Consider the following 14,605-nt stretch of genomic DNA (forward strand, 5'->3'; position numbering starts at 1 on the left):
TGCAAGCCCATACATGCTTGGCATGTGAAGGCCCCGGTGGGTGATTTGGGTACAGTAGGCGGCGGTGGCCGCCTACTGCCGGGTGTGATCAGTGGTTCCGGAGCGCACTGATCAGTTCTTTCTTTTTCTTGCTGGAGTAGCCTGACAGGCCGATTTCCTTCGCGCGTTTCTTGAGTTGGTCCACTGTCATGTCGTCGTAGCTGCTCGATTTGCCGCCGCGGCGGCTTACCTTGGAGCTGCCCTCCTTGGCTTGGGCGTTGGAGATGCGTGCGGCCTTCTCCTTGGATTCGCCCTTGTCTCGCAGCTTCTTGTACTTCTTTTCGTCCTTGATGCTGGGGTTGGGCATGCATTCACCTCCGCGGTCGGGATGGCGGTCTCGGCTGTGATCGGCCGTAGCGCCCATCTCACGGGTGAAGCGTTCCCTGGTGGATGCTGCCGCAAACCCGCGTTTGTGCTGGTGAGTGGGCTTCCTCCCGGGCGGAAGCCCACTGCGACCAGTGGTGTCGGTCAGGCTACGGCCGTCAAGGGCACCACCTCCTCACGGCGGACGAAGTCGGACAGCGACGGTTGTGGTGCGCGTGTCGCCACCGCTGTGCATCGGCCGAGGTCGGGGCCGACGGACCTGGCTTCCATCTCCATGGACACCCTCTTCTCTCCCTTGTGGACGTACTCCTCCAGCCATATTCGGCCGGTGGCGATTACCGGGTCACCCTTTTTCAGCGAGCCCACCACGTTGGAAGCCAGTTTCTTCCAGCAGTTGACCCGGACGACCGTCTTCTTTCCGTCGACCCATTCGCCTGCGTCCCTGTCGTATCGGCGTTCCGTGCTGATCAGCACGAATGTGGAGACCTTTGTCCCGTTGTGGGTGGTCCGGTCGTCCGGTGTGGTCGCCACATTCCCGACCACGGTGGTGTAGATCTCGTTCACTTTTCCTCTCCTTTTCATTCACCGGCGCCGGCTGCCGGTGGATCGGCCGATAGGTCAAGCCTTCCGGAGGGGAGGGAGGGGATGGGGAGGAGATTTGGAATCTGTGGATAGAGGGGGGTCCTGTGGATAGATGGCGGTCGGAGGGTGTGGGCGACCTGGGGAAACGCTGGGAAAGGGACAAAACGGGTGGCAATTATTGGGCCTGGCGGGGATTGTGTGAGTGAGGACTCACTCCTGGACTGAGTGAGGGCTCACTCATATGGTGGGGACATGGGTGGATCTGCTGTCAGGCGCCGGGCTGTGCCGATGACCGCCGAGGAGCGGCGGGAGGCGATCGTCTATGCGACGTTGCCCTTGATCGTGGAGAACGGGCGTGAGCCCACGACCAGCGAGATCGCTACGGCCGCGGGGGTTGCCGAGGGGACCGTGTTTCGGGCTTTCACCGACAAGGCGGACCTGCTCACCGCCTGCGCACGGGCCGCCTTCGACTCCGTGCCCACGGTCGGGGCGCTGCGGGAGATCAGTGGGAACGCCGAGATCGCCGAACGGCTTCGATTGGCCGCACAGGTGCTGAGCGGGCATATCCGGCTGGCATTCGCGGTCGGGTCGGTGGTGCGGGCGATGAAGTGCGAGCACAAGGACCGCGACTCCGGGTTCGATCCGGCGGAGCAGGTCGCGGCGATCACCACGGCGTTGGCCGAACTCATGGCGCCGGACGCGCCGCGGTTGCGCAGCACGCCGGAGAAGCTCGCGGGGATCCTCGTCGGGCTGATCTTCGCCAACCGGATGCACCGCCCGAACGTCGAAGGGGTCGGCAGCACCGACGAAGAGCTCATCGACTTCTTCCTCCACGGCGCGCTGGAGCGTTGATCAGAAGAAAGGACTGGGGAATGACCTTGATGATCGAAGCCGAGGGTCTCGTCAAGAGCTTCGGCAAGGTCAAGGCGTTGGACACGTGAGCCTGCGGGTGCCCAAGGGCACCGTGCTCGGGCTGCTCGGTCACAACGGCGCGGGCAAGACGACGCTGGTCAACATCCTGAGCACGATGCTCCCGCCGGACGCGGGCACCGCCACGGTGGCCGAGATCGACGTCGTCCGCCATGGGCCGAAGGTCCGCGCCAAGATCGGTCTCACCGGCCAGTTCGCCAGCGTCGACGAGGACCTGACCGGCAGGCAGAACCTGGTGCTCGTCGCCAGGCTGCTCGGCGCGACACGCAAACAGGCCCAGGTGCGGGCGGAAGAACTGCTCGAGGTGTTCGGGCTGACCGACGCCGCCGACCGCAAAACCCAGAACTACTCCGGTGGCATGCGGCGCAGGCTCGATCTGGCGGCGGGTCTGGTCGGCCACCCCGAGGTGGTGTTCCTCGATGAGCCCACCACCGGTTTGGACCCGGTGAGCAGGCGGGAGCTCTGGTCGATCGTCGAGCAGTTGGTCACCGACGGCACCACCGTCCTGCTGACGACCCAGTATCTGGAGGAGGCCGACCGGCTGGCAGACTCGATCATGGTGTTGGCGAAGGGCTCCGTAGTCGCCGAGGGCACGGCGACCGACTTGAAAGCCGAGCTTGGGCAGCGCACGGCCAGCCTGAGCCTGACCGACGCCGACCACATCCCGGTTGCGATGGCGGTGTTGAGCAAGGCCGGCTTCGCACCGGTCAGGGCGGGCGACACGCAGCTCGCGGTGCCGCTGGAGCGCGGCAACCAACTCGCCGCCGTCGTCCGGGCACTCGATGACGCGGCCTTGGCGCTCGACGAACTCCAGCTTCACGAGCCAACGCTCGATGACGTCTATCTGGCGCTCAACGCGGCCTGACCAGGGGGAACCATGACCATCACGGAAACACCGGCGCGCACCGCCCGAGGGTGGGCGCCGAGTTCGCTGGCCACCCAGATCATCGTGCTCACCGGCCGTTCGGTGCGAGGACTGCGCAATCCCCGCGCGCTGATCATGACTCTGATGCAGCCGCTGATCATGCTGGCGCTGTTCAGCCAGGTGTTTCGCAGCATCGCCAACACTCCGCATTTCCCCGCAGGTGTCAGCTACATCGACTACCTGATGCCCGCGATCCTGATCACGACCGCGGCGCAGGCCGCGGCCTGGGCCGGGGCAGGCCTGGCCACGGAACTGCGCAACGGCGCGCTCAACCGGTTCCGGGCTTTGCCGATCAGCATGGTGTCGGTGCTGGCCGCGCGCAGCATGTACGACCTGCTGCGCAACGCCGTGCAGCTGGTCATTCTGCTGATCACCGCGGCTGCGCTGTTCGGCTTCGCCCCCAGTGGCGGCTTCACCGGGGTGGTCAGCGCGCTGGCCATCTCACTGGTGCTCGGGTGGGGACTCGGGTGGGCGTTCCTCGCGTTGGCGAGTTGGCTGCGCAACTTCGAGCTGATCCAGACGATCACGATGATGGCGCTGTTCCCGATGATGTTCGCTTCCAGCGCCTACGTGCCGGTGGACGCGCTGCCCACCTGGTTGCAGGTCGTCGCGAACGTCAACCCGCTCACCTACGCGATCGACGCTGCCCGCAGCGTGACGCTGGGATCGCCGCATGTCGGCCAGATCTTGGCGACCGTCGCGCTCAGCGCGGTGATCGCGGCTGTCTGCGGGAGGCTGGCGAGCCGGGGAATCCGCAAGCTCTGACGGGGCGATCCACCGGCGCGGATCGATCTCGTCGGAGCAGCGGCGAAAGCCGGCGGACGACCGGCCGTCCCTCGGCAGCCTTGGCCGGGCCGAGGGCCCGCGAGTTGTCAGTCGTTCTTCGGGGTGGTGGAGAGTTTGGAGAGCATGGCGTTGTAGGCGGCCAAGTCCGCGTCGCCGTCGGAGTCGGCTTGGCGGTCTTGGCGGCGGGCGGTGCGTTCGTCGGCTCGTGCCCATTGGATGAGCAGCGCGATGATGACGATGACCATGGGGAGTTCACCGGAGGCCCAGGCGAGGCCGCCGCCTACGCGTTGATCGGCCAACGCGTTTGGGACCCATTCCAGGGAAAGGGCCTGGTAGAAGGCGGCGCCGATGACGGACTGGGAGTTCATCAGGGCAATGCCGAAGAACGCGTGGAAGGGCATGGCGGCGAAGACCAGACCCAGTTTGGCCACCGGGGGGAGGCGGCGGGGGGCGGGATCGATGCCGATCACCGGCCAGAAGAACAGGTAGCCGACCAGCAGGAAGTGGGCGTTCATCGCGAGGTGGGCCCAGTGTTGGGTCAGTGCGACGTCGAACAGGCCCGAGAAGTACAGGCCGTAGAAGGAGCCGACGAACAGGGCCAGCGCGACCAGCGGGTGGGTCAGGACGCGGGACAGCGGGGAGTGCACCAAGGCGAGCAGCCACTCGCGGGGGCCGGGTGGGGACTCCTTGCCGCTGGGTGGCAGCGCGCGCAGAGCCAGGGTGATCGGGCCGCCCAGCACCAGCAGCACGGGCGCCAGCATCGACAGCAGCATGTGGCTTCCCATGTGCACGCTGAACATCGCGGGCGCGTAGCGGCCGATGCCGGAACTCGTCGCGATCAGCACGGTGAGGCAGCCCGCGAACCAGGCGATGGTGCGGCCGACGGGCCAGGCGTCACCGCGGCGGCGGAGACGGATCACGGCAAGCAGGTAGACGATCGCCGCGACCACGGCGAACGTGCCGTAGACGAGGTCGAAACGCCACTCCGACACCAGGTTGGCGAAGGTGGGCGGGCCGTCCAGCTCGTAGCCGAGCATGACCTGCATTCGGCTGGCGGTGGTGGCCTCGCCGGGCGGCGGGGTGCGACCCAGCGCCACCGACAGTCCGATGGTGGCCATCATCAGCAGCACCTCGACGGCGCCCAGCCGAAGCAGTGCGCGGCGGCCTGCACCGTCGGTGACGGAACGCACGGCTCGGCCCCGTTGGAAGTAGCCGATCACGCCCAGCAGCAGCAGGGCCAGGATCTTCAGGGCGATCAGGAAGCCGTAGATGGAGGTGAAGAACCGGTCCAGCGGGAGCCTGACCAAGGCGTTGACCACTCCGGACAGGGCCATGACGGCCCAGGCGAACAGGGCGAGGCGGGAGAAGCGGGTGGTGGCCAGGGACAGGTGCTCGCCGCGGCGGGCGGCGTGGGCGAGCAGTGCGACCAACCCGCCGATCCACAGGCAGGCGCCGATCAGGTGGAAGATGAGGCTGTTGGTGGCCACGTCGTGGGCGCCGCCGGTGGCGGAGTGGCCGGTGACCGCGACCGGCAGCAGCCCCGCCAGCGCCACGCCGAACAACACGACGGTCCAACCCCAGGTCAGCACCGCGCGGCAGCCGGTGAACAGCACCAGCGCGATGCCCGCGGTCAGACCCCAGGCCTTGACCTGCTCGATCACGGCCGCCGCTGCCATGACCTCGCCGAAGGACAGGACCTCCGAGACCGGCACGCCGCGGATGTCGGCGGTGACGAACGGCATCATTGCGGCCGCGCCGAGGAACCAGGCGAACGCGGCGTTGCTGGCGAACCGCAGGGCGGCGTAGCCGTCGGCGGAGACGGTGCCGTTGATCGGGGACGGCGCGAGGAACGCGCCGAAGAGCAGCGAGCCGACACACAGCACGGCACCGATCTCGGCGATCACCCGCGCGATCGGGAGGCCGTAGCGGGTCACCTCCCCCGGATCGGGCAGGCCGAACGCCTCGTAGACGTCGACGCCGGTCAAAGTGGTCAGGGCGGCGGCGGCGACGGCGGCGATGACGACGCCGGGCAACAGAAATCCCCAGATGCCGATGCCGGTGGGACGCCGCGTCTCGGTGGTGCTCGGTTCGGCTGACACAACATGAGCCTAAGGCTCCCGCTGCGGGCGCGGGGACCTTGGGATATAAGCGAAGCCGAAGCGGCATCGGGGTGGGGTGTCCAAGCACACTATGGGCGGCGGCTACGGTAGCGCGCGTGGAGGCACGACGCGTTCTCTCGGTAGGACTGTTGATGCTGCTGGCCGCCGCCCTCGGCGCCGGTTGCAGCCAGGAACAGGCGGGCACTCCGGTGGGTGCCGCGGGGTTCGGCGACACCACGATCGCGCCGTCGAAGGCGGACTGGTCGGCGCCGACAAGCTCGTCCGCGAGACCGACCACCGCGCCGATGGCCACCGTTCCTCCCGGCAGGCCGAAGAAGCTGGACGGGATCGATACGTGTGCCCTGCTCAAGCCGGAGGATCTGCAGTTCCTGGGCGGCACCAGCGGCGATCCGCTGCGTGATGAGGTGATCCCCGCGTCCTGCGGCTACAAGCTGACCGGCGGCGCCGATGAGGACCGCGCGTTGATCGGCTTCTTCAAGCCGCTCGAGCAGGTCCGCAAGCAGCAGCCGGACGGGCAGCAGTTCGACACCAACGGCTACCAGACGTGGCTCACGTGCAAGACCGATGATGGATATGAGACGTGCACCGCATCGCTGGCGGTGCGCAAGGACCGCACGCTGGTCGCGATTCTGTCCAAACGGGACACGCCGAGGGACAACATCCTCGATGCGCTGCACCAACTGACTTTGCAGGCGCTGGGCAGACTCCCGGATGACACTGCAGGCTGAACTCCTTTGCCGGGTGTGAAACGAACAAGGCCGCTTCAACGATCAGATGGTGTGGGGCGGCTAGGGTGGACCTAGCCGGACCATGTAGGCGGTCGTAGCTCAGCTGGATAGAGCAAGAGACTTCTAATCTCTAGGTCGCAGGTTCGAGTCCTGCCGGCCGCGCCATCTCCGGGTCTCCCACCTGCGAAAACACCCTGGTCGGGCGCTGCCTCGGCACGTTGGGGCGCGGGTGGGGTCACGGTCTGTACCGCATGCCACGGGCCGGCATTTGGGTGGGCATGGGTTGGCCGTGCGACGGCCGCGGGCACCGGTTCCACGTCGATCCCGTAGCCGGTTCGTCGTGTCGACCGTCAACCCTGGGCTTGTCGTCGGCGCGGGCCGACTTGAGTTCGTCGCGCAGTGACTGTGGGCACTGCGTTGGGTGGCCTGGGTGGCGGCCAAGCTGGAGGATGCGGGCACCTCCGATGAGTGCTATGACCAGCACACCTGCGGTGGCGGGCCGAACCGGCACCGGCAGCGGATGCATCGCACGCTGACCTGAGCAAGCCCGAGACACCTGGTTGACAGCTGTCGGATGCAGGCACTTGTGAAACCCCTGCGTCGCAGCAGCCCGGTGCGAGCGCACATCACCGACGGGTGGTGGAGGCGCATGACGTGGTGGGCAGACTTTCGTTGAACGGCTGTCAAATAGGGCGGTGTTAGCCTATAGATCAACCCGATGTCGCAGCCCTGTTGAGGCCGACCGCCGATCAGAGCGCGCGGCAACCGCCCGCGAAATGGGACTATTCGACCTCGTGGAGCACGCTGACAATTTTGCCGGGGCGCTGGCCAGGGCCATCGACTCCCGCGGGCTGAGCCTGGACAACATCCAGCGGCGGCTGGCCGCGCGGGGGGTGCAGGTGAGCATTTCCACGCTCAGCTACTGGCGGCGGGGACGCAGCCAGCCGGAGCGGCCGGAGTCGCTGCGGGCGGTGACGGTGCTGGAGGATGTGCTCGACCTGCCGCAGAACTCGCTGTCGGCGCTGCTCGGGCCGCGCAGGCCGCGGGGGCGGTGGATCAAGCGGGACACAGAGGAGATCGTCGGCTTCGACGACCTGTGGGAGACCGGCGGCAACATCGAGGAGTCGTTGGAGCTCGTCAAGCGGCCCATGCTGGAGCGGCTGTCCTATCTGTTCCTGCATGACGAGCTGTTCATCGGGCCGGACCGGCGCGAGCAGAAGCAGCTGATCAAGGGCATCGTGCGGGCCGAAACCGACGGGGTGGACCGGGCGGTGATGGTGCAGCGCGCGGAGCCCGGCGACAAGGAGTTGCCGCGGATCGCCGCGGGGGCGCACTGCCGGATCGGGCGTTACCGCTCGGATGAGGCCAGCGGATTCGTGGTGGCCGAGCTCATCCTGGACCGCAACCTGCGGATCGGCGAGACCGCGGTGGTCAACACACAGGTGGAGATCTTCCCCGGCGCCGAGAGCCACCAGTGCGACCGGCGGTTTCACCGCAGCCTGCGGGAGTACCTGATGCAGGTGACCTTCAGCGAACCCGCGGTGCCCGCCCGTTGCCTGGGGTTCATCCAGCCCGCCGGTGAGACGGGCGAGCCCGCGACGCAGGAGTTGTGGATCGGTACCACGCACAGCGCGCATCAGGCGCTCAGCGATGTGCCCGCCGGGCTGGCGGGCATCCGTTGGGAGTGGGAGTAGGACGACACCCTCCGACCCGGCCGCTCACTGTTTCAGCCGGGCCGGAGGTGTCGCTTCGCGGCGAACTCACCCACAGAGCCGCCGCGTCACCTGCGTTCGCAACGGTGGGAACGCAGGCAGTTCCGGTTCTTCAGTAGCCGTAGGCGGACGGTCGCGGACCGGACGAAAGCACAGTGGCCATCGGAATCATCACCCTCGCTCCCCAGTGTTGTTGAATCACGGCACCGGGTGCATGCAGGGCACCGACCACCGTCGCTCTCAGAAACTAACTCATAAACCGGCGAATGAGGAGTATCTGAAATCCACAGCCGTATTCTGTCAAAACCCCGTATTACAACCACGGGGTCACAGTTGGGTTTGGATAGCCCTCTGAGCAGCGGGTATAGCGGAGTAGAGGATGAGTACCCTACCGCCGATACCGAGATTAATGAATGGTGTGTTACAACTGGCGGCGCAGCCGATTATTTCGCACTTGCTGCCGATTCAGCGTGATTCAGCGATGGGAACGGTTCTATGCGCCCCCTGCAACTGGACGCCGATGACACCTTTGAAGACGCGTTGGCCAAAGCCATCGACGCCAGTGGCTGGAGTTTGGACAGCATTCGGCGGAAGCTGGCCGAGCACGGGGTGCGGCTGAGCATCTCCACGTTGAGCTACTGGCGGCGCGGGCGCAGCCAACCGGAGCGACCCGAGTCGCTGCGCGCGGTGTTCGTGTTGGAGCAGGTGCTGGGCCTGCCGCCGCGGACGTTGTCCTCGCTGCTCGGGCCGCGGCGGCCGCGGGGGCGGTGGGTCAACCGGGCCTCGGCGGTCGTCGGCACCGACGAGTTGTGGGGGACGGAGGGGCTGTGCGGGTCGCTGGAGTTGGTGGGGCCGCGCTGCAACGAGAGGTTCAGTTACCTGAGTCTGCACGACGAGTTGATCATCGGGGCCGATCGGCGGGAACGCAGGCAGCGCATCCACGGCGTGCTGCGGGCCGACGTCGACGGGGTCGATCGGGCGGTGGCGTTGCAGCGGGCGGAGCCGGGTGATCGGGCGATGCCGCGGATCGAGCCGGGGGCGCACAGCCGCATCGGCAGGCAGCGCACCGATATGGAACGCGGCTTCGCCGCGGCCGAGGTGATCCTGGACCGCAAGCTGCGCGCTGGCGAGACGGCGGTGGTGAACTACGAGGTCGCGATCTTCCCCGGCGACACCAGCACGCAGTTCATCCGGCGCTTCAACCGGCCGCAGCGCCAATACATCATGCAGGTGACCTTCGACGACGCGGCGGTGCCCGCCCGTTGCTGGAGTTTCGGGCAGCCGGTGAACGGCCGGGCGGAAGTCGAGCAGGACCTGTGGATCGGCACCACCCACAGCGTGCACCGGCTGATCCTGGATCACCCCGCGGGCGAGGTGGGCATCCGGTGGGAGTGGGCGTGAAATTCGCTTTGCGGGTGGTGGGGGTCGGCGGCAGTCTCTGGGCATGACGGTCATGCCCGACCGGCTCGGGGTGCGTCCGCTCACCGAGCCGGACGCCCGAGCCATCGCGACCTGGACCTATGAGGGTCCGTGGAGCCTGTACGACTCGCAGCCCGACGATGGGCTGCTGACCAGCGAAGAGGGCTATCTCGCGGTGGTCGGTGAACCCGGCGGGGAGTTGGTGGGCTACCTGTGCGTAGGCGAGGAGGCGCGGGTGCCGGGGCTCGCCGGGCGGCCGGGGGTGCTGGATCTCGGTGTGAGCATGCGGCCTGACCTGGTCGGGCGCGGCAACGGCCTGCGTTTCGGGGCGGCGATCCTGGATCACCTTCGGGCGGGCGGCGCCACCAGGTTCCGGGCGGTGGTCCAGTCCTGGAACGCGCGCAGTGTGCGGCTGGTGCACAACCTCGGGTTCGCCGAAACCGATCGGCACACCTGTGAGCAGGAGGGACGCGAGGTCGAATACGTGGTTTTGGAACTTGCCATTGATTAGTACCGCGAGGGCCGGTCGTTGTGGTGGTGAGTCGGCTGGATCGGGTGCACGAGCGGACTTCTGGGTGCTTCAGGTGATCGGAACTACGGGATCGGTCGCGGGAGTCTGTGTCGGAGATGGCCGCGGGGCAAAAGCGGGAGAACGGCTGGACGCCTGCGGAGCAGGCTGCTGAGGTGTCACCGGACGGGGTGCAGCGCCGGTGATCGTGGGCATGCGCTGATCGACCGAGAGCTGTAGCTGCCCAAGCCGTGGATCGCCGACCGGGACTGCTGCCGCCGAGCGGCGATCGCTGATAAATCGAGTGCGAGACGAAGCCGTGGCGGCGACGGGCATGTTGGCGCCGGCATTCGAGGGAAAGTGCCGTTCGCGTGGATCACCGCCGATGAGGCTCACGGGCAGGTCAATTCCTGCGGGCCTGACTGGAGGAACATGATGCCGCGCACGTGCCGGCGACCAAGGTGAACGACACCTTGATGGTGCCCAGCGCCGGGCGGACGAGCTGATCGGGGACCTGCCCGCGCGGGCATGGCGGCGGCTGTCGGTCGGTGCCGGTGCGCACAGCCCCCCCCCCCGCGAGGACGACCGGGCGCAGGGGCCGATCCGAATCGGCCGGCAGTCCGGGCGCGGGCACCGGCTGCTCCCCCACCGCTCAATCACCGACCATGGTTGTTCGGTTGGCGGCGTTGGTCGGCGGTCTCGTGACGGTCGCCGCGGGTACCGTATTCGGCCGAGTTCGCCTACCGCGTCTGCTACGGGCCGCATCGCTCAACCATGCTGGACCTGGCCTGATCGCCAGGCACGCCGGTGGACCGAGGAATGACTACGGCAAGCCAGAACGAAGCCGGCCTCGACCACGACCAGGTCTGATCCTGGCAAGCGTGTATGCCCGCATCACCCTGGCGATGCTCTCTCACGCCTGGCTCGCCCTGTCCCGATCCCTTGCCGCAAAAGGGGAATCGGTATCAGCGAACCAGGCATGATCGCATTCACGCTTCCGAAGACCCGACGCATGCTCACCACACTCGTCCTGCGTGTCGCCGACACCGCCGACGACAACACCAAGCCGCCGTTGCATTACCCCGTCGGGGAACCGGTCAGACCAGCGGTTGTGGCGCGCGGACTTGCCCTGCGTCAGCCGGCATCGGAGATCCAGTTGCCGTGGAAACCGTTCGGGACCCTGGTGGGCAGATGCACGGCGGCGACGGTTTCGAGGGTGGCCGCGTCGAGGATCATCAGGTCGCTGCGGGATTCGGCCTTGTCGTAGACGAATCCCATGAGGACGCCGTCGTCCTCGGCGGCGTCGAGGGCGTTGGGCTCGAAGACGAACTCGCCGGTCTCCTTGCCCCGGCCGAAATCCCGTCTGGTGGTTCGGCCCCGCTGCAGGTCGTGTTTGAGCAGGGCGGAACCCGGGTCGGCTCCGATGCCGAGTTCGGGCGTGTAACCGTACCGATGCCGACGCCCGACGAGGCGCTCGTCGACCCGGGGGAACTCCAGTGGTCGGTCGTCGAGCCGTTCTTCGCGCACCTTTTCGGCGTTGAGGTCCACGGTCCAGCGGTCCAGGGTGGGCGTTCCGTCGCCGGGCCCGTGCGGGTCGGCGTCGAAGCTCCTGGCGTGGCGCACGATGTCGAGCACGATGCTCTCGCCGTCGTCGTAGGCGTTCATGGGGTGGAACACGTAGCAGGGTTCGATCTCGAACCAACGCACGTCGGCGTTGCCGCCTTCGCGCGGCATGACCCCGATCCGCGCGGGGTAGCGCGGGTCCCACCGGTAGGGGAGGCCGGTGTTGGCCTTGACGTTGCCTGCGGCCATCGCGGCGATCGGGTCGGGTATCCGGATTTTGCCGATGATCGCCGAGAGCACCAGTTGCGCCGGGGCGCGCAGCAGCGGTGGCACGATGGCCTTGACGGCCTGGCGGGTGTCGAAGGTGACGGGCAGGTCGTAGAACACGACGTGGTTCTCCGTCAGCGAGAAGTCGTGCATCATCGGCGAGCCGGTGACCTTGATGTCGACGGTGCGCCTGCACCGGCCGTCGACGCCGATGACCGAGTACCGCACGGCGTTGCCGCGGCCGAAGAAGTAGGAGACGGCGTGGAGCTCGCCGGTGGCGGGATCGCGCTTGGGGTGCGCGGTGTAGCCGCCGGGCAGGGTGCCGTCGAAGTCGCAGGGGCCGACGGTGTCCAGGTTGTCGGTGAGTTCGTAGCTGGCAGCTCCACCCTCGACCAGGGCCAAGGTGCGGCCTGCGTGCCCGAGGATGTTGGTGTTGGCCCCCAGCACGTCAAGCCCCGCCCGGTGTGGCCGACCGTTGCGCTGAGGCTCCCCGAGCCCTGCCGCCACGTTCGGTGAGCGCACCCACCGGTTGCGGTACCACTCCGCGCGGCCCTCGCGCAGTCGGACGCCGTGCACCATCCCGTCGCCCATGAACCAGTGATAGGTGGCCGGGTCCACCTCGCCGATCGGGTTGGGGCCGTTGCGTAAGTAGCGTCCGTCCAAGTGCTCGGGGATCGAGCCGGTGACCGCCAGTTCGGTGACGGTCCGTTCCCGCGCCACGGGGGCAAAGTTGTCTTCCAAGTAGGTGTTGCTGCTCATGACCAGGGCTCCGTCCTCGCCGACCTTGCATATAACACCGTTATAAATCAAAGTAACACTGTTACGAAATGCTGGCAAGGGTGAACACGACGGCCGAGAACGGTGAAGGAGTGCGGGGCAGGCTCGGCGAAGCCGCGGTGCGGCTGCCCGCCGAACAGGACCCGGCAGCGCGGACCCGCAGGCTCGCCTATGAGGTCGGCGCATCGACGATGGCCGTCTACCGCTACTTCGGCAGCATGCCCGGTTGCTCGGGGCAGTGATCGAGGAAGGGTTCGGTCGATTCGACGCCGGTCTCGTGGCGGTGCCGGTCACCCCGACAACGGCGATTGGGTGAGTGGGTGGGCTAAACCATCAGGCCGGATTCGCAGGCCCAGGCGGTGATCTCGACTCGGTTGGGGGCGGGGAGCTTGGTCTGGATGGTGGCGAGGTGAGTTTGACGCCATGACCAGCAGGGCGAGCAGGACCCAGGTTTCGGCCATGTCGGACTGCGGAAAGCGCAACCCGAACAGCAGGGTGACCGTTAGAGAGAGCACGGCGATCGCGGTCGCCACGGGGAAACCAGCAGGCTCGACCAGCGGGCCCGGAACTGGAATGCCACCACCGCGGCCAGACCGAAGAGGACCAGCAGAATGCCCGCTAGGGAATCGGACAGCAGCAGGTCGCCGAGCATGAGCAGGCCGAACCCGGCGATTTCCACGCAGCGGCCCAGCAGTGGCAGCAGCCGATGACCATGCACGGTGCGAACCCTAGCGACATCCGGAGGAGCCGCAGATCGGCCGAAAGGCATAGCCCGCCGGTCCGGCGCAGGCATTTCGGCCGAGGTGGGGCCACCAGGTCAACGGGGATCGTCGGATACATGAGCACTGTCGTTTCGCCCGCTCGGCGGATCGGGGCGCTGGACGCCCTTCGTGGGTTCGCGCTGTGCGGGATTCTGCTGGTCAACATTCCGCAGATCACCCGGATGTCGGGGATCTTGGAGCCCGGCATGCCGCATCCGGTGCGGCAGTTGCTGGATCTGACCGTGCAGCAGCGGTTCTTTCCGATCTTCTCCTTCCTGTTCGGGCTGAGTTTCGCGTTGTTCCTGGACAGTGGGGGCAAGCGGACGGAACGGCCGCGGTTGGTGTTGGTGCGCAGGCTGGTGGCGTTGGGGGCGCTTGGGGCGCTGCACCAGTGGGTTCACCCGGGGGAAGCGTTGTTGCCTTATGCGATCGCCGGGCTACTGGTGCTGTTGCCCGCGAGTTGGCTGCCTCGACCGCTGGTGCTGATCGCCGGCATCGCGGGGATCGTGGGTGGGGCGGCGATGGGCGGCGGGATGGCGTTGATTCCCGCCTTGTTCCTGCTGGGGCTGGCGACGGCGCGGTATGGGGTGCCGCAGACGTTGGAGCGCAGGCGGAAGCAACTTGTCGTGGTGTTCGCGGTGGCGGCGGTGCTGAGTGTGGGCGCGGTGTGGTGGCAGCTTGCGACGCCACCTGCGACGGCCGAGGTGATCGCGGCGGTGGCGGGCCTGCTGATGGCGGTGGCGTATTCGACGGGGCTGCTGCTGGCGTTGCAGACGCGGGTGGGTTGGGTGTTGTCGGCGGTACTGGAGCCGTTGGGGCGGATGGCACTCACCAATTACGTGAGCGCGACGCTGCTGGTGGTGGCGTCGACGCTGGTGATGGAGTTGCACGGCACCAACCGGTGGGGGTCGGCATTCGTGCTGACGGCGGTAATCCTGGTGGTGCAGGTGGGGTTCAGCCGCTGGTGGCTGAGCCGCTTTCGGTACGGCCCGCTGGAATGGGCTTGGCGCTGCATCACCTGGTGGCGCCCGGTTCAGCTTTCCCGGGCCGCACAGGTCTCGTGAATGCTTTGCTGAATTCGAACGCATTGCGTTAGTCGAAGCACCACATTGGGGTCTGTCCCCGGGACAGAGTTGAGGCTGCCGTGCTCCTTTTCGGGTCACT

Annotated in this window: 14 protein-coding genes and 1 tRNA gene; 10 read left to right on the forward strand and 5 right to left on the reverse strand. The window is 67.2% G+C overall.

Annotated elements, in window-relative coordinates; all coding sequences use genetic code 11:
• Positions 1-88: 88 nt before the first annotated feature.
• Both ACU6XJ_RS04295 and ACU6XJ_RS04300 read right to left on the reverse strand, forming a co-directional pair.
• Positions 89-346: a DUF7218 family protein gene (locus ACU6XJ_RS04295; RefSeq protein ID WP_476307021.1), complete on the reverse strand. Its 258-nt coding sequence runs from the start codon at positions 344-346 to the stop codon at positions 89-91.
• 161 nt (positions 347-507) lie between these two features.
• Positions 508-927: a single-stranded DNA-binding protein gene (locus ACU6XJ_RS04300; RefSeq protein WP_476307022.1), complete on the reverse strand. Its 420-nt coding sequence runs from the start codon at positions 925-927 to the stop codon at positions 508-510.
• A gap of 270 nt (positions 928-1,197) precedes the next feature.
• On the opposite strand from ACU6XJ_RS04300, the gene ACU6XJ_RS04305 reads away from it, so the two are divergent.
• From ACU6XJ_RS04305 to ACU6XJ_RS04315, 3 genes are all read left to right on the forward strand, one after another.
• Positions 1,198-1,797, forward strand: a complete 600-nt coding sequence (locus ACU6XJ_RS04305) for a TetR/AcrR family transcriptional regulator (RefSeq protein WP_476307023.1) — start codon at positions 1,198-1,200, stop codon at positions 1,795-1,797.
• 85 nt (positions 1,798-1,882) lie between these two features.
• On the forward strand, positions 1,883-2,740 hold the full coding sequence (locus ACU6XJ_RS04310) for an ATP-binding cassette domain-containing protein (RefSeq protein WP_476307024.1): 858 nt from the start codon (positions 1,883-1,885) through the stop codon (positions 2,738-2,740).
• Between the two features lie 12 nt (positions 2,741-2,752).
• A complete protein-coding gene (locus ACU6XJ_RS04315) occupies positions 2,753-3,565 on the forward strand; it encodes an ABC transporter permease (protein ID WP_476307025.1) in 813 nt (270 codons plus the stop codon).
• Between the two features lie 107 nt (positions 3,566-3,672).
• On the opposite strand, the gene ACU6XJ_RS04320 is transcribed toward ACU6XJ_RS04315, so the two are convergent.
• A complete protein-coding gene (locus ACU6XJ_RS04320; RefSeq protein ID WP_476307026.1) occupies positions 3,673-5,685 on the reverse strand; it encodes a bifunctional copper resistance protein CopD/cytochrome c oxidase assembly protein in 2,013 nt (670 codons plus the stop codon).
• A 116-nt stretch (positions 5,686-5,801) separates the two neighbouring features.
• Between ACU6XJ_RS04320 and ACU6XJ_RS04325 the strand changes: the two genes are divergently transcribed.
• The 5 genes from ACU6XJ_RS04325 (at position 5,802) to ACU6XJ_RS04345 (ending at position 10,076) form a co-directional block, all read left to right on the forward strand.
• Positions 5,802-6,434: a DUF3558 family protein gene (locus tag ACU6XJ_RS04325; protein WP_476307027.1), complete on the forward strand. Its 633-nt coding sequence runs from the start codon at positions 5,802-5,804 to the stop codon at positions 6,432-6,434.
• 88 nt (positions 6,435-6,522) lie between these two features.
• Positions 6,523-6,599, forward strand: a tRNA-Arg gene (locus tag ACU6XJ_RS04330).
• Positions 6,600-7,228: 629 nt separating this feature from the next.
• A complete protein-coding gene (locus tag ACU6XJ_RS04335; RefSeq protein WP_476307028.1) occupies positions 7,229-8,128 on the forward strand; it encodes a hypothetical protein in 900 nt (299 codons plus the stop codon).
• A gap of 513 nt (positions 8,129-8,641) precedes the next feature.
• Positions 8,642-9,547, forward strand: coding sequence for a hypothetical protein (locus ACU6XJ_RS04340; RefSeq protein WP_476307030.1), 906 nt, complete (start codon positions 8,642-8,644; stop codon positions 9,545-9,547).
• Positions 9,548-9,590: 43 nt separating this feature from the next.
• A complete protein-coding gene (locus ACU6XJ_RS04345; protein WP_476307031.1) occupies positions 9,591-10,076 on the forward strand; it encodes an N-acetyltransferase family protein in 486 nt (161 codons plus the stop codon).
• A gap of 1,131 nt (positions 10,077-11,207) precedes the next feature.
• On the opposite strand, the gene ACU6XJ_RS04350 is transcribed toward ACU6XJ_RS04345, so the two are convergent.
• The gene (locus ACU6XJ_RS04350; RefSeq protein ID WP_476307032.1) at positions 11,208-12,662 is read right to left on the reverse strand and encodes a carotenoid oxygenase family protein; all 1,455 of its coding nucleotides are present in this window, start codon (positions 12,660-12,662) and stop codon (positions 11,208-11,210) included.
• Between the two features lie 80 nt (positions 12,663-12,742).
• On the opposite strand from ACU6XJ_RS04350, the gene ACU6XJ_RS04355 reads away from it, so the two are divergent.
• Positions 12,743-12,922, forward strand: coding sequence for a TetR family transcriptional regulator (locus ACU6XJ_RS04355; protein WP_476307033.1), 180 nt, complete (start codon positions 12,743-12,745; stop codon positions 12,920-12,922).
• 260 nt (positions 12,923-13,182) lie between these two features.
• On the opposite strand, the gene ACU6XJ_RS04360 is transcribed toward ACU6XJ_RS04355, so the two are convergent.
• Positions 13,183-13,398, reverse strand: a complete 216-nt coding sequence (locus tag ACU6XJ_RS04360; RefSeq protein ID WP_476307035.1) for a hypothetical protein — start codon at positions 13,396-13,398, stop codon at positions 13,183-13,185.
• Positions 13,399-13,518: 120 nt separating this feature from the next.
• Here ACU6XJ_RS04360 and ACU6XJ_RS04365 point away from each other — a divergent pair, with 120 nt between their 5' ends.
• Positions 13,519-14,505 (forward strand): DUF418 domain-containing protein, encoded by a 987-nt coding sequence (locus tag ACU6XJ_RS04365; protein WP_476307036.1) that lies wholly within the window; start codon positions 13,519-13,521, stop codon positions 14,503-14,505.
• Positions 14,506-14,605 lie beyond the last annotated feature (100 nt).

The sequence above is a fragment of the Actinorectispora metalli genome (genome assembly GCF_056323685.1).